Below are 23768 nucleotides of genomic sequence, written 5' to 3'. Positions count from 1 at the left end.
ATGTTATAATAATAGCTTAGCCAAGTGAAAATAAGGCAGGCAATCGATGAAAATCATGGGCGAGAATATCCCAACTTGGGTGCTGATCGGTGCGGTAGTGCTGGCTTTTTGTGCTGGGATATTGAATACCACGGCATTAATGGGCATCACGCACATTTCTGCCTCGCATGTGACGGGTAATGTCAGTTTATTTGTCGTCTCGATGATGGCAGGTGACTGGCTGAATTTTCAGCTATTATTGATTACGATCGGATCGTTTTGGCTTGGTTCGGTATTGAGCGGGGCGATCATCGGCTCAAGTGAGCTGAACATTGGCCGCCATTATGGCTATGCGATGCTCTTGGAGGTGCTGCTGTTGTCGGCAAGTCTGTGGATGTATCTGGATGAGCATCATTTTATTGGGCAGATGCTGATTGCCATGGCCTGCGGCCTACAAAACTCAATGGTTGCTACTTATCATGGCACGGTCATTCGTACCACGCATTTGACAGGCATTACCTCGGACTTGGGGTCAGCGGTGGGTAACTGGCTGGTCGGTCGTCGGGTGAATATCAAAAGAATCATTTTGCACAGTGGGCTGTGGTGGGCGTTTTTTATTGGGGGCATCGTTGCGGTGCTGCTGTATATGCAAGTGGGGTATTTATCGATGCTATTACCCATCATGGTGATCTTGGTAGCAGCACTGTTTTATAATCAAATGGGTAAAATTTATCAGCAAATTGAGCGTTTAACCCGCCTAAAGCTGCTACAAAAGCGTCGTAAACGCCGTGATGCACGCTGATGCCAAGCAAAAAAACGATGGCATCGTATTGATACCATCGCATCAAGCTTGGTTAGTGATTTCATTATTTAAATAAATGGCTAAGATCAGGTTTGATTTTGCCGACAGTGACGATGATGAACTGATCGGGCGTGATGGTATTTTTTAGGGCGTGATTGACGCTGTCTAAGGTCGCGCGATCCAGTCTTTGTGGCCGAGTTTGTAGATGATCCTTTGGAAAACCTGCTATCGTCAGTGCGCTGATGGTTCGATGGATGCTGGCATTGCTTGAAAAGGTTTGACCAAAGCCGTTTTGATTGCCAAATCGCACCAAAGCCAGCTCATCTTCGCTGATGCCTTGATCGAGCGTATCGCTGATGATTTGCAGCGTTTGGGTGATCGCCTCTGCTGCCAAATGGCCATCGGTCGAAAAACGAACCGCATAGCTGCCCGCTGCTTTTAACTGCTCAAGATTGCCATAGATGCCGTAGGTATAACCTTTTTGTTCGCGAATCGTCTTCATCAGTCTGGCATTAAAATCCCCACCAGCCAAAACCTCATTACCCAAAGCAAAATCACTGCTGTGCTGACGACTGGCAGCATCGATCTTTTGGGCGCCTGTCAGATGGCCGATGATGATTTGGGTTTGGCTGCTGTCATGATCGATGTGAATATGGCGCGGCTGGTGCTTTTTATGCATCGCTGTGCTGACTGGTTTTGTGCCTTGATTGGGCAAATCTTGGGTGAGACGGTGAGCAAGCTTCTTTGCCTCATCAAGACTCAAATTTCCTGTGAGGATAAGCGTGGCATTAGGCGCGCGCAGATACAGATCGGTAAAGCGCTTAAGGTCATCGGTGGTGATGCTTTGTAGGCTTGATTCATTACCACTGATCGCATGGGCGTAGTGATGACCCTCATAAACGGCTTGGGTGAAAGCTTGGGCGGCAACATAAGCAGGATTTTGCTGCTGTTGGCGCAGGCTTAGGCTTAGTCGATCTTGATTGCGTTTTAAGATCGCTGCATCGAAGCGGGGATGGTTCACGGCCATTGCCATCAAATCTGAGGCTTGATTGATTATGGTAGCATCGGATAAGCTGCGCATCGAGAGGCTCAGGCCATCTTTGCTGGCATTGGCAGATAGTGCAATGCCAAGCGACTCACTGGCCTCGATAAAGGCATCTTCAGACAGCGATCCACTGCCTTGGGTGAGCATGGTAGCGACCATGTTGGCAGTGCCGGCAGGCAAACCATCGGTCGCAGCATCGGTCGCAAAATGCAAGCTGACATCGATGATTGGCAGCTCAGTTAAGGGCGTGAACGCCACTTGCACACCATGATCAGTCTCAAAATATTGAGTGGCTGGCACCTCAATGGTCAGCTGACCTAGCCGATCGATACTGTCGATGATGCTGTCGGCGGCAAGCACAGGCGTGGGCAGTGTGCTTGTGGCATGGGCTTGGACTGTCAACAAAGTGACGGCTGTAAATAGCGCAGATAGCATAAAACGCTTTGGGGTGTGGGCAGGTGTTGTCATAAGTTTCTTCATCAATAACATGGCTGGCTGTGGTGTGTTATGGTGCTGCTTTGGGTAGTACATACATGGTGGTCAGGTTGTCTTGGGTCAAATAGGCCTTGCCTGTGGTTTGAATGTCGGATTTTTTAATGGTATCCAAGTCTTTTGGTAAGCGATCCAAGGTATCTAGCGGCAAGCCCAAACTGGCCAGCGACCCCAAAGTGATGGCTTGGTTATCGATGCTATCAGCAGAAAAAGTTAATGAGGATAATAAGCCTGTTCGGGCGCGCGCCAGTTCTTGATCACTGATCTGACCTTCATAAATCTCTGACAGCACCGTCATGATGGCGGCTTCGGCATCAGCCAAGGTCACGCCGTCTCGGGGTGTGGCGCTGATCATAAATAAGCCATCGCCTTTTGAGAGCATATCATAGCTGATGCTGACGCTGTTTAATAGCTGCATCTGTCGGATCAGTCGATGTTCAAAGCGTGCCGACAGTCCGCCATCGGCAATGTCTGCCAATAAGGATAAAGCATGCGCCTGTTTGGCATCGCCACTGCCTAGTGTTGGTACATTAAAGCCCATGATAAGACTGGGAACTTGAACTGATTGATGGCTAGTCAGCTGCTGATAGCCTCGGTGGGTCGCGTGAGTGGGGCGAGTGCGCTTGGGGAGGCTGGCGGGCTTTAGGTGGCCAAAGTACTTTTTAACCCAAATCATCGCCTCATCGGCATCAATGTCACCGACCATGACCAAAGTGGCATTATTGGGCGCATACCACTTGTCATACCACGCCTGCAAATCATCCAAGCTCAAGCCATCGATGTCTGCCATACTGCCGATCACAGGCCGACCCAAAGGCGAATCTGGCAATGCTGCCGCCAAAAATTCTTCATACGCCTTAGCCATCGGATTATCATCAGTACGCAGTCGGCGCTCTTCTTTGATGACTTCTTTTTCGGTGGCGACTTCCTCAGGCGTTAAGATGAGGTTGGTCATGCGATTGGCTTCAATTTGTAAGGCCAAAGGATACTGATTGGCAGGCAGACTTTCATAATAGGCCGTGTATTCGCTGCTGGTAAAGGCATTAATATCCCCACCAAAATGACTGATCAATCGTTGATAATCATGACTGCTGATCCCTTTGGCATCCTTGAACATCATGTGTTCTAAAAAATGCGACATACCGCCTTTGCCCACAGGCTCATCACTACTGCCGACATCATACCAGATCTGCGTCATCACAATCGGCGCGCGCGTATCGGGTTTGATGATGACTGTTAACCCATTATCCAAGGTATGAGTGATGAGATGCTGGCTTGGCTGATGGATTGGTTTGGTAGGGGGTTCATCAACTGTCGGTGCGCTGTGATTTGGCACGCTGTGGCAGGCGCTGACAGAAATCGCGGTGATAAGGCTAAGCGCCAAGGGGCTTAATTTCATAACTTTCCTTTATTTATTTAATGAAGAGGCCAGATGACAAGGGAGGTCATTGAGCATTGATAGGTATTATAAAGAATTTTGTGAAAAAACACAGCCTGCATTTATCAAAGTTGCATTAGTACTACAGTTGGCAAAACTTGGTTGATGTTGCTAACTTGCAAGGCAAACTGCCAAGCGATGTGGTTATTTTGCCATTAAAAATGTCATCAAGCTGTCATGTATCGGTCACTTTTTTGTCATGCGTCGTTGATACAATGCCCATCAAATCACACTAAGCCAGCTTTTGCTGAGCCAGCACAAGGAAAATAACCATGATGCATCCGCATGATTATATCGAAGATTCAAACCCAAGCCAAAACCCAGTTTTTAGCGACATTCTGGACAAGGCGGTCTCTCGTCGCACCGTGCTAAAAGGCGGGGCAGGCTTGACCGCAGCGGCGATGTTCGGCTCATTGCCACTGCTTGGCAATACAGCATTTGCGAACGCTACCACCAATCTTGCTCGCCCAACCAGCCTAAAATTCAAAGCCGTACCGCATTATACAGGCAATGAGATGGTGGTCGCTGAAGGCTATACCGCCAAGGCATTTTTGCACCTAGGTGAGCCACTCGTCGATGGTATTGAGGCGTTTCGTGATGACCGTCAGCATTCTGGCGAGTCATTTATGTATCGCATGGGCGATAACCACGACGGGATGCACTTTTTTGGTATGACGGGTGGCAAATATGATGCCAATCAGTCCAATCGTGGCCTACTCGCCATCAATCATGAATATACCAATGATAACCTACATCCAATGGGGATGTACACACAGGAGGATGCCAATGCCGCACCAATTTATCGCAAAAAACGCCTTGCTATGGATGTGCGTCGCGATGCTCACGCTCATGGCGTGTCTGTGGTGGAACTAGTCCGCAAAAATAATGGTCAATTTGAGCTGGTGAAAAATTCTCGCTTTAATAAACGCCATACCAGTAATTCAGCAGTGACTTTGGCAGGCGTGGCAAGCGGTCATGATCTGGTGCAGACTAAGTTTGACAAAAAAGGCAAAACCACTTGGGGCATCAATAATGAATGCGGTGCAGGGATGTCACCTTGGGGGACTTTTTTGACCACCGAAGAGAATTTCTTGAATGTCTTTGCGCGTGGTGAAGATAAAGACATCATCGGCAAACAAGCTGATATCGCACTGGCTCGCTATGGCCTAAAAGAAAACAGCACAGGCGGTGGCTATCTGTGGCACACGGCCGATGATAAAGAGGGCGTGGTGGCGGATGAATTTAGCCGCTGGGACATCACCGCTCGTGGCAAAACAGCACATGAGGACTATCGCCATGGCTTTAATGCCTTTGGTTATATCGTTGAGATTGACCCATTCAACCCACAAGCCCGTGCGGTCAAACGCACAAGCCTGGGCCGCTTTGCCCATGAAAACTGCGCTTTTGCCCCACCTGTGGCAGGTAAGCCTGTGGTGTTTTATATGGGGGATGATGCCCGTGGTGAATATATTTATAAATTCGTCTCAAAGGCGGTATGGTCACCAAAAGACATCGGCAAAGGCCTAAAAGCTGGCGATAAATATATGAACGAAGGCACACTGTATGTGGCGGTATTCCATGCTGATGGCACAGGTGAATGGCGACGCTTGGCGATGGATACAGTCAAGCACAAGGACTATAATTTCAAAGACCAGGCCGACATCGTCATCCATGCACGCCTAGCAGCCGATGCACTAGGTGCAACCAAGATGGATCGCCCTGAATGGGTATCGGTCAGCCCAATAACAGGCGAGGTCTATGTCACCTTGACCAACAACTCAAAACGCAGCACTGATGCCACCGATGCTGCCAACCCAAGAAGCTATAATGACAAGGGTAATCAGCATGGGCATATCATCCGCTGGCATGAACAAAACGGCGATCACACCGCCACTCGCTTTAATTGGGATGTGTATCTGTTTGCCGCGCCAAATGATTTGACCGAGCAGAACTTGTCAAACTTAAGTGCTGACAATGATCTGTCATCACCAGATGGTCTATACTTCGACCCACGCGGCGTACTGTGGATTCAGACTGATGATGGTGCTTATACCGAGACCACCAACTGTATGCTACTCGCCGCCTTGCCAAATCGTGTCGGTGATGGCAAAATCGTCAGCACCACCACGGGCAAAAATACCCCTGTCGGCATGATGGCAAGCGATGACACGCTCAAGCGATTCTTTGTCGGTCCAAAAGGCTGTGAAGTCACAGGCATCACCATGACACCAGACTTAAAGACTTTGTTTATCAACATTCAGCATCCAGGCGAAGATCATCCTGATGTGGCATGGGGTGCGGTCGCAGGTGGTAAGATCCCACGCTCAGCAACCGTGATGATCACCAAAAATGATGGCGGTGTGATTTTGGGTGAGTCTCTATAAATCAATCACACTGATTCAAAATTTACCATTCAAAGCTCTGATGTTATCAGAGCTTTTTTGTTGGGTGAAATCTTTGTCAAACTGTGCTACAATCACGGTAATCTATTGAATAGTTATCCTATTTATAATTTATCAAAAAAAGGCAACTTATGAGCGAAAACGAACAAGGCGGCTGGTTTGCCCGTATGAAAGCAGGACTTGCCAAGTCTAGCAAGAATCTGTCCGAAGGTTTGGTCAATGTCTTGGTGGGTGGCAAAGAGATCGATGATGAACTGCTTGAGGAAGTCGAAGATCAGCTGTTGGTCGCCGACATCGGCGTCAATGCCACCAATCGCATCATCAAAAATCTTACCGAGCAGACCGCTCGTGGTGATTTGATTTATTCGCATTCGCTGTATAAGGCACTCAAATCTGAACTACACGATATTTTGGCACCCAAGGTGAAACCGCTTGAGATTGATACCGCCAAAAAGCCGTATGTGATTTTGATGGTGGGGGTCAATGGCGTGGGCAAAACCACAACCATCGGTAAGCTTGCCAAGCGTTTGCAAGGTGAAGGCAAATCAGTGATGCTCGCAGCTGGCGATACATTTCGTGCTGCTGCGACTGAACAGCTACAGATTTGGGGTGAGCGGAACAATATCCCAGTGGTGGCACAAGGTCATGGTTCGGACAGTGCATCGGTGATTTTTGATGCGATGCAGTCGGCTCGTGCCAAAGGCATTGATGTACTCATCGCTGATACCGCAGGTCGCCTACAGAATAAGACACATCTGATGGCAGAGCTCGAAAAAGTCGTCCGCGTGATGAAAAAAGCCGACGAAACCGCACCGCATGAGACAATGATTGTGCTTGATGCTGGTACAGGTCAAAACGCCATCAACCAAGTGCAGGTATTTAGTGAAGCTGTCAATCTGACAGGCATCAGCATCACGAAGCTTGATGGTACGGCCAAAGGTGGCGTGGTGTTTAATATCGCCCAAAATACCGACATTCCAATTCGCTTTATCGGTGTGGGCGAGGGCATCGATGACTTACAGCCCTTTGAGCCAAAAGAATTTGTGGATGCACTTCTTGAAAAAGATGAATAACCGATAAGACAAGCAGGCTTTGGTTTGCTTGTCTTTTTTTGGGTGAAATATCATGATTAGTATCACGCATTATACGCCACCATTTGACCTGCCCATCATCACGCTGATTGCCAAAGATGGCAAGCTTGTGGCGCTAGACTGGTTTACCCAAAAAAGTGAAAATCTGCTTGGCATGAGTGCTGATGACTTTGATTACCAAAAGATTGATGCGCTTGATAAACAGACGACCAATGGGCGGGTGCTACTGCAAGCCATCCAAGAGCTCGATGAGTATTTTGATGGCAAACGCACAAGCTTTGGCGTACCGCTGGATTTGAGCCATGGTACACCATTTCAGCAGCAAGTTTGGCAAGCACTATTAAGTATTCCTTATGGGCAGACCATCAGTTATGCGGCACTTGCCAAGCGAATAGATAAGCCAACGGCTTTTCGTGCCTGCGCCAATGCCAATGGCAAAAATCCAATCAGTCTGATTATCCCTTGTCATCGTGTGATTGCCTCAAGTGGTGGGTTGGGTGGCTATACAGGCGGCATCGATATCAAAAAAACACTGCTCAATCATGAAAATAAGGTCTGTGATAAATAGCATCATGTCTGTGCTAACAGCGTGATGGCTGAAATTTTGTAGATTTTTATTTTTATGCCATCAAAATGTGCTATAATTAGCTGGTTTTATTTTTATTATGGTTAAGGGGTTGCTATGTCTTATGCGTTACTTCGTCCACTGTTGTTCAGCATGGATCCTGAGCAAGCGCACGAAAAGACGCTTGAGATGCTTGAAGCTGCCAATAAGGCACACTTGTTGGGCTTTATTTATGCCAAGCAAGCACTGCCCACCGAATGCATGGGCGTGTCATTGCCAAATCCTGTTGGTCTGGCAGCTGGCCTTGACAAAAATGGCGCCTATATCGATGCCTTAGCGGAGCTTGGCTTTGGCTTTTTGGAGATCGGTACCGTCACGCCCAGACCGCAGGCAGGCAACGACAAACCGCGACTGTTTCGCATCAAAGAAGCGCACGGCATCATCAACCGCATGGGCTTTAATAACGATGGTGTCGATCAGATGATCGATAACATCGAGCGTGCCAAATATAAAGGCGTACTGGGCATCAATATCGGCAAAAATGCCATCACGCCTGTCGAAAATGCGCTGGATGACTATATCTATTGTCTTGAGCGCGTTTATCCTTATGCCAGCTACATCACCATCAATATCTCAAGCCCCAATACCAAAAATCTGCGCGACCTACAAAGCGCTGATGCACTGGCAGTACTGCTCGATGGCATCAAAAACTGCCAAATTCGTCTGGCAAATGACTATGGCTTTTATGTGCCGCTGGCCTTAAAAATCGCCCCAGATTTGGATCTAAGCCAGATCGATGAGATCGCCCAAACCGTGCTGGACTTTGAGATCGATGGCTTAATCGCGACCAATACCACTTTGTCACGCACAGGCGTCGAGGGCTTTCGACATGGCGATGAAGCTGGTGGATTGTCAGGCCGTCCAGTGAACCATCAAAGTACGCTGATTTTGTCGCAGTTTGCAGATCGTATCGCACATCAGGTGGATCTGATCGGTGTTGGCGGCATTGAGACGGGTGAATTGGCTGTCAAAAAAATCCATGCTGGCGCTAAGGCAGTGCAGCTGTACTCTGGCTTGATCTATAAAGGCCCGTCCTTGGTGATGGACTGTGTTCAGGCATTGACTGGCGATCGTCACGGTTGATCATGAGTTGGGTTGATATCATCATCACAGCCGTGGTATTTATCGGCATCTGGCGCGGTTTTTCAGCTGGTTTGATCAAAAGTTTTGCCTCGCTGATCTCGTGGCTGTTGGCTTTGGTTGTGGCATCTAAGACTGCTGCTGACTGGGCGCCATTGTTCGCACCTGTGGTCGATGGCATTGTCTTACAGACAGCTTTGGCATTCATCGTCATCATGCTGTGTGTGGTCGTCGTGGTTGGCATGTTAGCAGGCTTGATCGCTCGTTCATTAAAAGCGCTGAAGCTTGGCTTTGTTGATCGCATTGCTGGTGCTGTGCTGGGCGCGGCGACAGGTGTTTTAAAGGTGCTGATCGTACTGAGTGTCGCTACACCGTTATTAGCTTTGGCGCCACAAGCCCAATCCTCAGTGCTGATCCCAAGCCTGCTGCCTTATGCCCCAATGGCGAAAACTTTATTACAAAAGGCCTTTGATACGACTTGGAATCAGTTGGAAAATCCCTATCAATAACGAAAGCAGCGCCCATTGACAGCGGCGCTCTATTGTTTGTTTTTTACCAATAATTTGGAGTAACTATGTGTGGTGTAATTGGCGTCATGGCGCACGAACCAGTCAATCAAATTCTGTATGATGGCTTGACCATGTTGCAGCATCGCGGTCAAGATGCGGCAGGCATCGTCACCTTAAAAGACAATCGCCTGTACCTGCGCAAAGACAATGGCATGGTGCGAGATGTGTTCTTAAATAAGCACATGGTGCGACTGGTGGGCAACTGCGGCATCGGTCATGTCCGCTATCCGACGGCAGGCACTTCAAGCACTGCTGAGGCTCAGCCTTTGTATGTCAACTCGCCATACGGTGTGGCATTGGCGCATAATGGCAACTTGACCAATGCCGAAAAATTAGCGCGTGAGCTATACGAAGAAGACCGCCGCCATCTCAACACCCAATCTGATTCTGAAGTATTGCTAAATATCTTTGCGCATGAACTTCAAAAATTCACCAAGACATCGCTTGAGCCACAAGACATCTTTGATGCGCTCAAAAAAGTCTATAAACGCTGCGAGGGTGCTTATGGTGTGGTGGCGATCATCACAGGTCATGGCATGGTGGCGTTTCGCGATCCTAATGGCATCCGTCCGCTGATTTATGGTCGCCGCTTGACCGAAAAAGGCGTCGAGTACATGGTGGCATCAGAGTCAGTGGCATTACAGGCCTTGGGCTTTGAGGTGGTGCGTGACATCGCGCCAGGTGAAGCGATTTATGTGGATCTCAATCACAACCTGCACACCGAGCAGTGCGTCGAGATCCAAGAAGGTCAATACACGCCATGCATTTTTGAGTATGTGTATTTTGCCCGCCCTGACTCGATCATTGATAACATCTCAGTGCATAAAGCGCGTATGCGTATGGGCGAAAAGCTGGCTGAGCAAATTCTGCGTGAGTGGGGCGAAGATCATGGCATTGATGTTGTGATTCCAATTCCTGATACTTCTCGTAACTCGGCACTGGAGCTGGCGCATCACTTGAATGTCAAATATCGTGAAGGCTTTAATAAGAATCGCTACATTGGCCGTACCTTTATTATGCCAGGTCAGCAGCAGCGCAAAAAAAGCGTTCGCCAAAAGCTGAACGCCGTTTCGCTTGAGTTTAAAAATAAAAATGTGCTGCTGGTCGATGACTCCATCGTGCGTGGTACGACCTGCCACGAGATCATCCAGATGGCGCGTGATGCCGGCGCCAAGAATGTCTTTTTTGCCTCTGCTGCGCCACCTGTGATGTACCCAAATGTCTATGGCATCGATATGCCTGTGCGCAGCGAGCTGATCTCATCAGGCCGCAGTGTCGAAGAGGTGCGTGAGATCATCGGTGCTGATCGCTTGATTTTCCAAGATTTGGATGACTTGATTGAAGCGGTCAATGACACCAAGCACAGTCGTGTACATGGCTTTGACTGCTCGGTATTTGATGGTAAATACATCGCAGGAAAGATCGATGAGGCCTATCTGACCGAGCTACAAAATAAACGCAATGACGCTGCCAAAGACAAAGGCATCAGCCTGGTTGATACTCCTGTTGATATGACGGGTGTATCAGCAGTATAAATCAACTTAAAATAAAAGCACCGATGCCTAAGTGTCGGTGCTTTTTTTGTGATGATGATCTGATGATTGTTCAAGTGATCATATCGTTCGCCTGTTGGATTAATCTTCAACCCAGACAAAGTGCGAGCGGCCTTGGCGATTTGAGTCAGTATTTGCAAATCGTGCTTGCTTGGCTTGAGTATGTCGAGGTGATTGGGCATTGCTGCGCTGAGCTTTGCCATCGCTGTGTTTTTGGGCAGTTGAGCCACGGCGTTCGAAGCCTTTTTGGCCACGAGATACACCATCGTGACGCATGCCAGCTTTATTGGCTGTTTGGGCGTGAGCTGGCGAATTTGGCTGTGCTTGATTAACCACAGGTTGCACGCTTGGGACGGTCGCCATCGCTGAAAGTGAGCAGAATGACAGTGCGGCTGCGCTAATTAGTGTTTTAATTTTCATAATAATGCCTTATGTTGTTGGAATAATAAATTTTATTGGTATATCACAATCCATCGCTGATTTGTGATGGGCGTATTACACCAAAGATCTGTGTAGCAACTATTGCCAAATGCAACTTTTTGTGATGTGTTATACAGGTGTTTTATTATGATTCTTGCATGCTTAGCATCAAAACGCTGGATTTATTGCTGCTTTTGCATGATGAGAAAATCAGCTGCAAAACGCCCCGATGGCTGATACATCAAAGAAAAATTGGCTGAAATTTGGTGGATTTGACTTATTTTGATAAAAAAGCCGATAAAAGGCAGCAAATTGACAGAAATGTTATCGACTTTTTGGCCAATTCTTGCTAAAGTGCGTACAAATTTTTTTAAATTGGATGGTAATGATGAAAAATATTGCTTCAACCCGTTCTGTACTGTCTGTATCGGTGCTGACCTTATTGTTGGCTGCTTGCGCGTCGCAGCCGAGCGTTGAGCGCACGCCGATCAAGGTGGTACAAGCCACGCCACAGCCATCTGTGCAGACCACAGTGACCACACGACCTGTCGTTGTGCAGCCATCTGCGCCTGTTAGCAGTCAGCCTGCACAGACAGGCCAATATGCCAACTTTGGTGCTTGGAAAGCTGACTTTGTAGCGCGCGCCCAAGCACAGGGCGTCAATAGCTTTATCCTTAATAATCTGATGGCAGGTGCTGTGCTTAATCAGCGCGTCATCGACTTGGATCGCAGCCAAGCTGAATTTACCAAAATGCCATGGGAATATGTCGAATCAGCTGCCTCATCGACGCGCATCAGTCAAGGTAAAACCAAGTTGAATGAAAATTTCTCGACACTCAGTGCTGCTGAGTCGATGTACGGCACGCCAAAAGAAATCACCACCGCCATCTGGGGCATGGAGTCATCGTATGGTGGCGGCATGGGCAGCATGGATTTGGTGAATGCCTTATCAAGTCTAGCTTATGACGGCCGTCGCCGCGACTTCGCTGAAAGCCAGCTGATCGCGATGGTGCGCATGATCGAGCGAGGCGATGTTACCGCGTCACAGCTGGAGGGTTCGTGGGCTGGCGGTATGGGCCATACGCAGTTTATCCCAGGCACATGGATGACTGAGGGCGTCGATGGTGATGGTGATGGCCGCAAAAATCCTTGGAACCGCAGCGATGCACTGACTTCTACCGCCAGTTATTTACATAATGCAGGCTGGGTGCGTGGCTTGGCACCATTTTATGAAGTGCGTCTGCCGACAGGCTTTGATTATACACTATTAAATGCTGGCAAGCGCAGTTTGGATGCGTGGAAAAGCGCAGGCTTAAGCGCGGTAGGTGGTGAAAGCTTTGGCGGCGCTCATGAGGCTGAGCTATGGCTGCCTGCAGGTGCCAATGGCCCAGCACTGCTATTGACCAAAAACTTCGATGTCATTCGCGTGTATAATAACTCATCAAGCTATGCACTTGGTGTATCATTATTGGCCAAGCGCATCGCTGGCGGCAGTGGGCTGGTACAGTCATGGCCGCGTCATGAACAGCCGCTATCTCGCACGCAGGTGCAGACCTTGCAGCGTAAGCTAACCGAGCAGGGCTATGACACAGGCGGCGTCGATGGCGTGGCAGGGGCGAATACTCGCAGAGCCTTTGCTCGATGGCAGGCAGCCAATGGCCAGATTCCAGATGGCTTTATCAGTCAAAATACCGCCAGTCGCTTGATTTGGTAAATTTAGCTGCACACGAAAAGAGAATGCTTGGGCGTTCTCTTTTTTATTGGTAAAAATACTTTAAAAACAAGGCAATCATCCCCATTTAAACCAATATTTATAGCGAATCTCTAGATCATACCATGCGACAACCAATCACCCGAGCCGACATTCAGACCAATCAGCTTGCCAAACAGCTCCAAGACGAAGCCCAATTAACAGGCGTTAATGCGTCAGGCACACAAATTAGCAGCCGTGCCTTTGATATGGTGACAGAATTTGAGCCATCAGGCGATCAACCGACCGCCATTGCAAGCCTTGTCAAGGGCGTAAACTCTGGCATGACAGGGCAGCTGCTACTTGGGGTGACAGGCTCTGGCAAGACCTACACGATGGCAAAGGTCATCGCCGAGTGTGGGCGACCTGCGATTATTATGGCGCATAATAAGACTTTGGCAGCGCAGCTGTATGGCGAGTTTAAGGCGTTTTTTCCGCACAATGCTGTGGAGTATTTTGTCAGTTATTATGACTATTATCAGCCTGAAGCCTATGTGCCAGCTTCTGACACCTTTATCGAAAAAGACAGTGCCATCAATGATCATATTGATCAGATGCGACTGTCCGCCACACGAGCACTGCTTGAGCGGCGTGATGCGATTATCATTGCATCGGTGTCTGCCATTTATGGTCTGGGCGATCCTGAAAGCTACCTAAAAATGCTACTGCACATCGTCGTGGGTGATCGCGTGGATCGTAATGCCATCATCAAGCGACTTGTTGAGCTACAATACGAACGCAATGAGCTAGACTTTGGACGAGGCACTTATCGCATCCGTGGCGAAACTTTGGACATTTATCCTGCCGAAAGTGAATCTTTGGCGGTGCGTATCGCCATGTTTGATGATGAAGTGGAAAAAATCACTTGGTTTGATCCATTAACAGGAAAAAATATCAAGTCTGTGCCACGCATTACCATTTATCCAAAATCGCATTATGTCACGCCCAAGGATAAATTGATGGAAGCATCTGAGACCATCAAAGCTGAGCTTGCCGAGCGATTGGACTATTTTCGTGCCAATGACAAGCTGATAGAAGCACAGCGTATCAAAGAGCGTACACAGTATGACCTTGAGATGATTCAGCAGCTGGGCTATTGTAACGGCATTGAGAACTATTCTCGCCATCTGTCAGGCCGACCAGCAGGCGAGGCACCGCCGACTTTATTTGACTATATTCCGCCAGATGCACTGCTGTTTATTGACGAAAGCCATGTGACTGTACCGCAGATTGGGGCGATGTACAAGGGCGATAGAAGTCGTAAAGAGACGCTTGTGCAATATGGGTTTCGTCTGCCCAGTGCGATGGATAACCGTCCGATGAAGTTTGAAGAGTGGGAGCGGATCATTCCATCCACCATCTATGTGTCTGCTACGCCTGCCCAATATGAGCGTGAAAAATCCGAACAAATCGTCGAGCAGGTGGTGCGTCCGACAGGGCTTGTGGACCCTGTGCTGGAGATACGACCTGTACTGACACAGGTGGATGATGTGCTTGGCGAGATTAACCTGCGTAAGGCAGTGGACGAACGAGTATTGATTACCGTACTGACCAAACGCATGGCAGAGGATTTGACCAGCTACCTAAAAGAATACGGCATCAAGGTCGCTTATCTGCATTCAGACATTGACACCGTCGAGCGGATGAAAATCATCCATGAGCTACGCACAGGTGTGCATGATGTACTGGTGGGGATTAACCTTTTGCGTGAGGGCTTGGATATGCCTGAGGTGAGTCTGGTGGCGATATTTGATGCTGATAAGGAAGGTTTTTTGCGTTCGGAGCGTTCGCTTATTCAGACCATCGGGCGTGCCGCTCGTCATGTCAATGGTAAAGCCATTCTATATGCTGACAGTATCACCCCAAGTATGCACCGTGCGATGGAAGAGACCGAACGCCGCCGCGCCAAGCAAATCGCCTATAACACCGAGCATGGCATCACCCCAAAATCCGCCACGCGTCAAATCACCGATAAGATTGATACTGGTGAAGATGAAAATACCGAAGTGGTACGCATTGTGTTGTCCGAAGCCCTGCAAGGTGTGGATGAGAGTATTTTACATTCGCCCAAGCTACTCGCCAAAGAAATCGCACGCCTAGAAAAACAAATGCAAGCACTATCTCGTGAGCTCAAATTTGAAGAGGCAATGAAAGTGCGTGATACGATGCTTGCGCTTAAGGAATTGATGGTTAAATAGCAGATGTGGTTTTTAAATTTTACACTAAAAGCTGTAGTGATCTTTATAATATCAGCCATACTGCTAATTGGTATTTTGGTTTTGCTGATTACTAGTAGACCTACTTATTATGAATGTAATGATGGTCGGTGTATAACTTTGGTGGATTATTATCAAGGTGGTGGTAATTGGGTGCGGATTTATGACGGAATTATTTTTAGCCGACTTTTGCTTAACAAAAGAGCGTACGCCCTTCATATTTTAGAGGATGGGGAGTTTTGTATAAATAAAAAATTGGTTGATGGTAAGATTGTGCTTTATTCAGATCAATTACCATATTCACAAACCAAAACATTGCAGAATGTCACTTTTGTCAAAAGAGCGACAGAGGGTAGGCTGCATGATCAATGTCTTGACAATGAGATAGACTTTAAAACATTATTTAACTTGCCACTAATTTTATAAATATGCCCATCGAAACCCACCCACTTGCCCCATTTACTCCGCCAAATAGCCAAGTGCTGATTTTGGGGAGTTTTCCACCACCGCAAATGCGTTGGAAAATGCCATTTTATTACCCCAATTTTAATAATGATTTTTGGCGGATTATGGGCTTGGTGTTTTTTGATGATAAAGATCACTTTATCAATACCGCGGACAAAAGCTTTTATCAAGACAAGATTGAGCAGTTTCTCGCCGATACAGGCATTGCCATCAGTGATACTGCGTATCAAATCAAACGCCTACAAAACAACGCCTCGGATAAATTTCTAGAAGTCATCACGCCGATGGATATTGAGCGGATTTTGGCTAAATTGCCAAATTGTACCAGCATCATCACCACAGGCGCAAAAGCCACGCAAATTTTGTGCGACACTTATGCTGCTACAGCACCAAAAGTCGGGCAGTCGGTGGAATTAATTATTGATAACAAAGCCATCACCTTATATCGCTTACCGTCATCATCACGGGCTTATCCGTTAAGTTTGGATAAAAAGGCGGCGGCGTATCGGTTGGTTTTTGAATGCTTAAATCTGCGCCCAATTGATGAAATTTTTCGGTAATTTGTTGTGGATTTTGCTAAAATAAAGCAGAATTTTAGAGCGCAACCTGATGACAGTTTTAGCCAATCACGATATCGACACCCAAATCAAAAGCCAAGATAATTCCCAAATCGCCGCCTTAGAATGCAAGCTTGAAGGCGCTTATCTCATTGAGGCATCGGCAGGCACGGGCAAGACTTGGACGCTTACAGGCATCATTTTGCGACTGTTGATCGAAAAAAGATACCCGCCTGAGCGTATCATCGCCACCACCTTTACGCGTGCGGCGGCAGCAGAAATGCAAGAGCGCATCAGTCAGCGGCTGCACAGTTTTTATGGATTGATGCGCTGGCTGCAGGCGATGCTGTCATCACGACCAACATGGTTTGATGCCGATGCGCCCATCGATGACATCTTGCGTGAGGCCAAAGCGGCTGGCCAAGATGCGGACGATCCCATCAATGTACATCTGTTAAAATTTGTACTGGATCAAGGCGTGGTGTTTTTGAACGAAACGGTCTATCGAACGGGCGTGCTTTTGACTTCACTGGATAAGCTATTCGTCGGCACGCTCGATAGCTTGGCTCAAAAATGGCTCAAAGAATTTGCTGCCCAAATTGGCCATCAAACTGGCATGCAGATACGCAACGATGCCACTGACACCATTCGTGCATTGGTACATGATGGACTAAGATCACAAGAAGTTTCCCTAAAAAATCAACACCCTGAATTTTATCAGATATTTAAACATTCTCATCCCAATTTTTTTAGTAATGTCGATGAGATGACCAAGGTCGTTAATACAGCGATCAACTTTTTTACCGCGCCGATTGACCCTTTGCCTCAGGATGTAGGGCTTGATGCGATAAGTGCGATCCATGGGCGCATTGGTCAGCTGCTTTTGGTAGATTTTACGGGCTTTGAGCCGTATTTTGATGCCAACTACCGTGCTGATATTAAAATTAACGGCAGAAATGCTTTCGCCAAACAACTATCAGATTTGCCAGAGATTATGGCATTGATGGCGCAACATGGGCTGTCTTTTGTGATGCATTTGTCTCCATCGCAGAGTAAGTTCATCAAAGACATTCAAAAAACCGCCGATAATGATTGGCAGATTTTTAATAAAAATCCACAGCAAGATCATGTAGATCATTTTAACAGTTTGCCATTGGATGCGCTGGTTGAGTTGGCTGATTTGATTGATGCCATCAATCAGGCGATGGTTGATTATCAAGCTTGGGTTTGTCAAGCGCTGATCAGTAGCATCAAATCTGACATTGCAGAGCGCTTAGAGAGCCAAGGTACGACTACTTTTGTGCTACAAATGGTGCGATTAAATCAGGCGCTCTGCCAACAGCCTGCATTGGCCAAGCACATCTTGCATCATTATCCTGTGGCGCTGATCGATGAATCCCAAGATGTCAACGGCCTACAAGCACAATTGATTCGCTTGGTGTATTTGGATGATCTGCTGGATCATCGCCAGCAGCTAAAGCGCTTTGAGCAAATTGGCGGCGATAAGCCAAAAGCCAAAAAAATGTTCTTATTGCTCGTGGGAGACCCTAAGCAGGCCATTTATCGCTTCCGTGGTGGCGATGTTTCGAATTATAATTACATCAAAAATTATGGCCAAGATGCGAACATTGATGGCTCATTGATTGAAAAATCTTTATCACTGACCACCAATCGGCGTTCGTCTGCAGCTTTGATCGATGCGCTCAATGACTGGTTTTCATCTAAGGATGAGCAAGGCTTGTGCCACGCTGATCTGGGCGATGACATCTTTTATCAGCACATCGAGGCGGTCAAGGGCGATGGCGCCATCGTTTGGGCGCAGGATGACTATGCGCAGTATTATGGTGATACGGCACTGACGCTGCTGCATTTTAACTACCTCCCAAAAGATCAGCTAAAAGTGCTGCAAGCGAAGCAGCTAGCAGGGCATATCAATGCCATTTTGCAAGGCGATCATCAGATCAATGGCCGCAAGATCATGCCCAGTGATATCGCAGTATTGGCCAGAAACTCACAGATGCTCACTTTGGTGCAGCAATCTTTGACCGACCTTGGCATTCCCTCCATCAACCCTCGACAGACCAATGTCTTTAGTACCGATGCCGCCGCTGATCTGTTGGCGCTGATCACCGCGGTGGTACATCCAAATCACAGCGAGCATCTGGGCCGATTATTGGTATCGGGCTTGGTGGGATTGACTTTGGATGAGGCAATCATCGCTTTGGGTATGGAAGATGACACAAGCCAAGTCAACAGCGATTCTGCCGAAATTTATCAAAATTATAAGACTGATATTTTAACTTATCTAAAGAAAATATATGATAAATGGCAAAAACAAGGTCTGTCCTCTGCATTGGCTTGGGCGATGAATCATGCCATTAATCACAATCAGCAATCACTCTGGCTGATGGCTGCCCGCCAAGGTGAGCGATATTTGGCTGATCTGGAACGGCTGATTGAACTGGTGAGCGAGCAGTCGGATTTGCATGAGTTGAGGCTGATTGAGTGGTTTTATCAGCAGTCGCAAAGCTCTGCTGATGAATATAATAAGCGGCCGCAGCTGGCTGATGATATCGGTATTAATTTATTAACCATCCACAAATCCAAAGGATTGGAATTTGCGATCGTCTATGTATTGGGGCTTGATGATGCGCCAATTTATGACTCTGGATTGTTGATATTGCCCTACAGTGATCACAACTTTGAGCGCAGACTTAGCTTAAGCGCGGATTTGCAGCCGGGCGATGGGCATTTTTTGACGCTCAATCGCCGTGAGATCATCGATGAAAGTCGCCGCTTGGGCTATGTAGCACTCACCAGAGCCTCTGAACGGCTGTATGTCGTGGCTCGTGATTTGGACAGGCGCGTTGGCAAAGAGCTGCCCATTTATCAGTGGTTTGAATCCACGGATGCAGCTGAGATCAGTCTGCCCAATCGTTTGGTTGATTATGTCAGTTGGGTGGAGATGACAGATGCCAAGTTATTAAATAAAACTTATAAAAAACAAACCACTGAATCTGTTCCCATCAGTTATGCCGATTGGGAGGATCTGATACCTAAGACTCGCTTTGTCGGTGAATACAAAACCAGCTTTACCGCGATGATCACGCGGCTGGATAAGACCGCCATCGCCTCGGTGGATGAGGCTGATGTCGATCAGTTGGCGATACTTACCGATGCCAAGAGTAGCGATGACAGCACGCAGCAGATCGATCAACATATCAGCACGCCAAATATCGCAGCAAGCTTCATCAAAGGCAGCAGTGCTGGTGAATTTTTGCATAAAGTTTTGCAATTTGTGCCGACTGATAAGATGCAGGGCGCGCCAAAAGCACAGATCGATGCGATGATCAGCGCGGTGATCTTCGACCAAGGCAGAAGACTTGGCATCCCTGAAAAGTATCTACCGCCCAACCCATACTCGGCAACCATGAGTCGCCAGAGAGCGCCAGAAAATGAGCATTTAGCCTTGGTGGACTGGGTTTATCAGATCATTAGCACTGAATTTGCAGGTTCAAATAAAAGCTTGATGACGCTTGCCTTCGATGCCCAAGTTCGTGAATTGGGTTTTACCTTGGGTTTGGGGGTAGATTTTGGTATTGATCAGATCAATGCTGCATTTGTCGCACACAGTGATAAAAGTTTGGTGCTGCTCGATGATTATCAACAAGTCAGCTATCGCTATCTGCGCGGTGAGATCGACTTGGTCTATGAGGCTGATGGTAAGTTTTTTGTGGTGGATTATAAATCCAACTATCTTGGCGATAAGCCCGATGACTATCACCAGCAAGCGATGAGTGCGGCGATGGATAAGGCTGGGTATTGGCTACAGGCGGCTTTATATCAAGTGGCGCTGCATCGTCTGCTCAAGATTCGCTTAAATGACTATCAGGGAAATGAGATGCAGTACTTAGGCGGTGTGGAATATGTGTTTTTGCGCGGATTACAGGCGGATGATCTGACCACTGGGCATTTGTTTTGGCAGCCGTCTTTGGAGCTGATTTTGGCTTTGGATGCGATTTTATAGTTTAGGTAATATATCATGACATCAGACATCATTGCCCGTTATGTGACACATCGCATCAATGACAATGCCAAATGGTATGCCAATAAAGCGGTGTTGGCGGCAGATTTTTCTTTGGCTGTGGCTGAGGCTGAGTGCTATCATCTGCTGCAGTCCGCGCTTTTATCTGAGCTTGAAAGCGGCCATACTGTCCTAGTTATCGATGATCGCGCAGCTTTTGATGCACTTTTTGCAGAGTCGGTGCTGTCTGCATGGCAGCAGTGCTGTGTTCGCGCAGCGATTGATACGCTGTCCTTGTTTGATCAGACCGATGGCATCACAGCACTCACCCAAAGCATCATGCAGCTTCATGAATTATCCAAGATCAATGATCCAGCATCGCTCAAACGCTTGGTCGATGAGCGCTTGATGCTGCATCGCAAACAATGGATCGATCACGGCATATCAGCTCGGCAGATTGAGATGTTCACTGAACTGCTCATGACTTTACTGCGCATGTGTCATTTGTTTTTTACCAAAATCGACAGTTTGGATGCGTTCATCGATTTGTTGCAAAGCAGTGCGTTTTTTGCCAATGTATTGCCGCTTAATGCTGCACACCCAAGCCATCACCAAGCACCGATTTGTTATGTCAATCAAGGCGGCGCGCTGCATCTGTGGACGAATCGCGCCTATCATGCTGAGGCAAATCTGTTGGCACACATCAGGCGCATCAGTCAGACTAAGGTTGCAAAACTTGGGATCCGTGCTTTACCTGATGGGCTAAACCCCAAGCAGGTGGCTGCCATTGATCTGATATCAAATCAAGCCTTTGCACTGATCACAGGTGGCCCAGGCACTGGCAAAACCTATACCGTCGCGCAGATTGTCATCGCCCTAAGCCAGCTTGATAATGCAGGCAGTGTACGCTTGGGGCTGGCAGCGCCGACGGGCAAAGCAGCTCAGCGTATGAGCGAGTCGCTGTTAGCAGCTCTGCCAAAAGACCTAAACATCCAGATGCCCGAGCCCAAGACCATCCATCGTCTGCTTGGCATCGGTAGCAGCGGCATGCCAAGACATCACGCACAAAATCCTCTGGCGTTTGATGTGCTGATCATCGACGAAGCGTCCATGCTAGGAACAGAGCTTGCCAGTCAATTATTTGCTGCGGTGGCCAGTGGTTGTCGAGTGATTTTATTGGGTGATGCGCATCAGTTGGCCGCGGTGGATGCTGGGGCGGTGTTGGCGGACTTGTGCCATATCCCCAAGATGCAGTCGCTTCGAGTGCATTTGACTGAATCGCGCAGATTCTCTGATCACTCTGGCGTCGGGCGATTGGCGAAGCTCATTAATACCAATGATGCCAAAATTGATTTTTCACAAGTCAAAACAATGATTGACACCGATTTGGCATTGGAATTTATCAACACCGACGATCAGCAGATCAGTGATCTGTATGAAGACTTGGCAGCCAGTTATCAAGCTTATTTTAATGCCACACAGACCCTGCGTTTTGGCTTTGAAAAGTATGATGAAAAGCGTGCCAACCAAGCAGTGCAAGACTTATTTGGCATACTTAATCGGTATCGTATCTTGTGCCCCTCACATTTGGGAGCGTTGGGCGATGAGGCGATCAATGCGTATCTGACCCAAGCGCATCAAAGGTTTCAAAAAATCCCACCCAGCAGATCGCCATGGTATCATGGTCGTGTGGTGATGATCACCAAAAATTTGTATGAACTTGGTTTGTTTAATGGGGATGTCGGCATCTGTTTGTGGGCGGCGTCGGGCTTGGTGGTGTATTTTGAGGGTAAGCAGCAGGCGATCGCGGTGGATATGTTGAGCGACATGGTGGTCAGCACAGCGTATGCCATCACAGTGCATAAATCTCAAGGTTCAGAATGGCAGGCGGTGGCGATGGTGTTTGACGATCATCACGCGCGCTTATTGTCAAAAGAACTCATTTATACAGCCGTGACGCGCGCCAAATCGCAAGTGCGACTTTATGGCAGCCAAACGGCACTGATGCAAGCCATCAACACGCCAACGATGCGACAAACAGGGCTTGCGCTGATTGCAAGCTTGCAAGATGCCCCCAAATGATGTCAAAATAGCACGCCTTTATCAACCATAAAAGCCATCAAATCAGCGCCAACTTGATACCAGATCGACGGCTAAATTTGCAATTTTATAATTTTATTATAAGTCTATAAATAATGATGATCACACAAAAACCCATTGAAAATCAACATCCTTTGCTACATCCCTTATATATCAGAGGCTTAGAGATCAAGAACCGATTGTTCGTGGCACCGATGGCAGGGGTTACCGATAATCCCTTTAGAAGACTATGCAAGTCCTTTGGTGCAGGTCATGCTGTCAGCGAGATGATTATTGCTGATACGGCGCTGTATGCACGAAAAAAGTCGCTGTATCGTGCCAATTTTGACGGGGAGATTGCACCCATCTCAGCGCAAATCGCAGGGGCTGAACCAGATAAGCTTGCCGAGGCCGCCAGATTTCAAGTAGCCAATGGCGCTCAGATTGTCGATATCAACATGGGCTGTCCTGCCAAGAAAGTCTGCAAAAAACTGGCAGGATCTGCTTTACTGCAAGATGCTGATCTGGTCAAGCGCCTGCTTGAAACCGCCGTCGATGCCGTCGATGTGCCAGTGACGCTCAAAACTCGGCTCGGCTTTGCCAATGGCCAAGAAAATATCCTACAAATCGCCAAAATCGCTGAAGAGGCTGGTGTTGCCGCCATTGCCATTCATGGGCGCACCAGAGAAGATTTTTATACTGGTCAGGCACGCTATGAGCTGATCAAAGAAGTTAAAAATAACTTAAAAATACCCGTTATCGTCAATGGCGATATCGACAGCCCAAAAAAGGCATTGGATGTCTGGCGTCAAACGGGCGCTGATGCGGTGATGATCGGACGAGCAGCACAAGGGCGACCTTGGCTGTTTCGTGATATTGCGCATTTTGCCAATACAGGCGAGATGCCAGCACCGCCAAGTGTTGAACAACTGCGTCAGATTGTGCTTAGTCATCTTGAAGAGCTATACCGATTTTATGGTGAATATTCAGGCTGCCGTATTGCCCGTAAGCACATCGCTTGGTACACGGGTGGACTGGCCAATTCCAATGCCTTTCGTGAGGCAATGTATGCTTGTGAGACCACCGCCGAGCAGTTCAAAGCGGTCGATTTATTCTTAAAATCAACCGCTTGATCATCATTGCAATAGCTGTTTATAGCCATCAAATAAAGCCTACGACCT

At 47.8% G+C, this 23768-nt stretch carries 17 protein-coding genes; 14 read left to right on the top strand and 3 right to left on the bottom strand.

Annotation, left to right across the window (positions count from 1 at the left end):
* The first annotated feature begins 46 nt into the window (after positions 1 to 46).
* Positions 47 to 781 carry a YoaK family protein gene (locus B0681_RS02545; protein WP_078317156.1) on the top strand — a complete coding sequence of 245 codons (735 nt, stop codon included), beginning with the start codon at positions 47 to 49 and terminating at the stop codon, positions 779 to 781.
* A 64-nt stretch (positions 782 to 845) separates the two neighbouring features.
* Here B0681_RS02545 and B0681_RS02540 read toward each other — a convergent pair whose 3' ends face one another.
* Together B0681_RS02540 and B0681_RS02535 are read right to left on the bottom strand one after the other, a co-directional pair.
* Positions 846 to 2294, bottom strand: coding sequence for a M16 family metallopeptidase (locus B0681_RS02540; RefSeq protein WP_078317233.1), 1449 nt, complete (start codon positions 2292 to 2294; stop codon positions 846 to 848).
* A 37-nt stretch (positions 2295 to 2331) separates the two neighbouring features.
* Positions 2332 to 3717 (bottom strand): M16 family metallopeptidase, encoded by a 1386-nt coding sequence (locus tag B0681_RS02535; protein ID WP_078317155.1) that lies wholly within the window; start codon positions 3715 to 3717, stop codon positions 2332 to 2334.
* A gap of 311 nt (positions 3718 to 4028) precedes the next feature.
* On the opposite strand from B0681_RS02535, the gene B0681_RS02530 reads away from it, so the two are divergent.
* The 6 genes from B0681_RS02530 (at position 4029) to purF (ending at position 11058) form a co-directional block, all read left to right on the top strand.
* A complete protein-coding gene (locus tag B0681_RS02530) occupies positions 4029 to 6140 on the top strand; it encodes a PhoX family protein (protein ID WP_078317154.1) in 2112 nt (703 codons plus the stop codon).
* 149 nt (positions 6141 to 6289) lie between these two features.
* Positions 6290 to 7231: a signal recognition particle-docking protein FtsY gene (ftsY, locus tag B0681_RS02525; RefSeq protein ID WP_078317153.1), complete on the top strand. Its 942-nt coding sequence runs from the start codon at positions 6290 to 6292 to the stop codon at positions 7229 to 7231.
* Positions 7232 to 7283: 52 nt separating this feature from the next.
* Complete coding sequence (locus tag B0681_RS02520) at positions 7284 to 7817, top strand: methylated-DNA--[protein]-cysteine S-methyltransferase (RefSeq protein WP_078317152.1); 534 nt, start codon at positions 7284 to 7286, stop codon at positions 7815 to 7817.
* Between the two features lie 114 nt (positions 7818 to 7931).
* Positions 7932 to 8957, top strand: coding sequence for a quinone-dependent dihydroorotate dehydrogenase (locus tag B0681_RS02515; protein ID WP_078317151.1), 1026 nt, complete (start codon positions 7932 to 7934; stop codon positions 8955 to 8957).
* A gap of 2 nt (positions 8958 to 8959) precedes the next feature.
* A complete protein-coding gene (locus tag B0681_RS02510; RefSeq protein ID WP_078317150.1) occupies positions 8960 to 9463 on the top strand; it encodes a CvpA family protein in 504 nt (167 codons plus the stop codon).
* A 65-nt stretch (positions 9464 to 9528) separates the two neighbouring features.
* Positions 9529 to 11058 carry an amidophosphoribosyltransferase gene (gene purF, locus B0681_RS02505; RefSeq protein ID WP_078317149.1) on the top strand — a complete coding sequence of 510 codons (1530 nt, stop codon included), beginning with the start codon at positions 9529 to 9531 and terminating at the stop codon, positions 11056 to 11058.
* A 99-nt stretch (positions 11059 to 11157) separates the two neighbouring features.
* On the opposite strand, the gene B0681_RS02500 is transcribed toward purF, so the two are convergent.
* Positions 11158 to 11496, bottom strand: coding sequence for a hypothetical protein (locus B0681_RS02500; protein ID WP_078317148.1), 339 nt, complete (start codon positions 11494 to 11496; stop codon positions 11158 to 11160).
* A gap of 388 nt (positions 11497 to 11884) precedes the next feature.
* Between B0681_RS02500 and B0681_RS02495 the strand changes: the two genes are divergently transcribed.
* The 7 genes from B0681_RS02495 (at position 11885) to dusB (ending at position 23720) form a co-directional block, all read left to right on the top strand.
* A complete protein-coding gene (locus tag B0681_RS02495; protein WP_078317147.1) occupies positions 11885 to 13210 on the top strand; it encodes a lytic murein transglycosylase in 1326 nt (441 codons plus the stop codon).
* Between the two features lie 122 nt (positions 13211 to 13332).
* On the top strand, positions 13333 to 15444 hold the full coding sequence (uvrB, locus tag B0681_RS02490) for an excinuclease ABC subunit UvrB (protein WP_078317146.1): 2112 nt from the start codon (positions 13333 to 13335) through the stop codon (positions 15442 to 15444).
* Positions 15445 to 15447: 3 nt separating this feature from the next.
* The gene (locus B0681_RS02485) at positions 15448 to 15888 is read left to right on the top strand and encodes a hypothetical protein (RefSeq protein ID WP_078317145.1); all 441 of its coding nucleotides are present in this window, start codon (positions 15448 to 15450) and stop codon (positions 15886 to 15888) included.
* 2 nt (positions 15889 to 15890) lie between these two features.
* Positions 15891 to 16487, top strand: coding sequence for a uracil-DNA glycosylase family protein (locus tag B0681_RS02480; protein ID WP_078317144.1), 597 nt, complete (start codon positions 15891 to 15893; stop codon positions 16485 to 16487).
* A 49-nt stretch (positions 16488 to 16536) separates the two neighbouring features.
* Positions 16537 to 20511, top strand: coding sequence for a UvrD-helicase domain-containing protein (locus tag B0681_RS02475; RefSeq protein ID WP_078317143.1), 3975 nt, complete (start codon positions 16537 to 16539; stop codon positions 20509 to 20511).
* Positions 20512 to 20526: 15 nt separating this feature from the next.
* On the top strand, positions 20527 to 22590 hold the full coding sequence (gene recD, locus B0681_RS02470; RefSeq protein WP_078317142.1) for an exodeoxyribonuclease V subunit alpha: 2064 nt from the start codon (positions 20527 to 20529) through the stop codon (positions 22588 to 22590).
* A 113-nt stretch (positions 22591 to 22703) separates the two neighbouring features.
* Complete coding sequence (dusB, locus tag B0681_RS02465) at positions 22704 to 23720, top strand: tRNA dihydrouridine synthase DusB (protein ID WP_078317141.1); 1017 nt, start codon at positions 22704 to 22706, stop codon at positions 23718 to 23720.
* Positions 23721 to 23768: the final 48 nt, after the last annotated feature.

Origin of the sequence: Moraxella porci DSM 25326, assembly GCF_002014855.1 — a bacterium.
Classification (GTDB): Bacteria; Pseudomonadota; Gammaproteobacteria; order Pseudomonadales; family Moraxellaceae; genus Moraxella; species Moraxella porci.
The sequence above is the reverse complement of the archived record's forward strand: the minus strand, read 5'-3'. Positions and strand labels throughout refer to the sequence as shown.

Coding starts and splice junctions, on each gene's coding strand:
- B0681_RS02475 (WP_078317143.1), top strand. CDS start 16,537: ATGACAGTTTTAGCCAATCACGATATCGACACCCAAATCAAAAGCCAA.
- B0681_RS02510 (WP_078317150.1), top strand. CDS start 8,960: ATGAGTTGGGTTGATATCATCATCACAGCCGTGGTATTTATCGGCATC.
- B0681_RS02495 (WP_078317147.1), top strand. CDS start 11,885: ATGAAAAATATTGCTTCAACCCGTTCTGTACTGTCTGTATCGGTGCTG.
- B0681_RS02540 (WP_078317233.1), bottom strand. CDS start 2,294: ATGACAACACCTGCCCACACCCCAAAGCGTTTTATGCTATCTGCGCTA.
- B0681_RS02500 (WP_078317148.1), bottom strand. CDS start 11,496: ATGAAAATTAAAACACTAATTAGCGCAGCCGCACTGTCATTCTGCTCA.
- purF (WP_078317149.1), top strand. CDS start 9,529: ATGTGTGGTGTAATTGGCGTCATGGCGCACGAACCAGTCAATCAAATT.
- B0681_RS02530 (WP_078317154.1), top strand. CDS start 4,029: ATGATGCATCCGCATGATTATATCGAAGATTCAAACCCAAGCCAAAAC.
- B0681_RS02535 (WP_078317155.1), bottom strand. CDS start 3,717: ATGAAATTAAGCCCCTTGGCGCTTAGCCTTATCACCGCGATTTCTGTC.
- B0681_RS02480 (WP_078317144.1), top strand. CDS start 15,891: ATGCCCATCGAAACCCACCCACTTGCCCCATTTACTCCGCCAAATAGC.
- B0681_RS02545 (WP_078317156.1), top strand. CDS start 47: ATGAAAATCATGGGCGAGAATATCCCAACTTGGGTGCTGATCGGTGCG.
- uvrB (WP_078317146.1), top strand. CDS start 13,333: ATGCGACAACCAATCACCCGAGCCGACATTCAGACCAATCAGCTTGCC.
- B0681_RS02520 (WP_078317152.1), top strand. CDS start 7,284: ATGATTAGTATCACGCATTATACGCCACCATTTGACCTGCCCATCATC.
- B0681_RS02485 (WP_078317145.1), top strand. CDS start 15,448: ATGTGGTTTTTAAATTTTACACTAAAAGCTGTAGTGATCTTTATAATA.
- ftsY (WP_078317153.1), top strand. CDS start 6,290: ATGAGCGAAAACGAACAAGGCGGCTGGTTTGCCCGTATGAAAGCAGGA.
- B0681_RS02515 (WP_078317151.1), top strand. CDS start 7,932: ATGTCTTATGCGTTACTTCGTCCACTGTTGTTCAGCATGGATCCTGAG.
- dusB (WP_078317141.1), top strand. CDS start 22,704: ATGATGATCACACAAAAACCCATTGAAAATCAACATCCTTTGCTACAT.
- recD (WP_078317142.1), top strand. CDS start 20,527: ATGACATCAGACATCATTGCCCGTTATGTGACACATCGCATCAATGAC.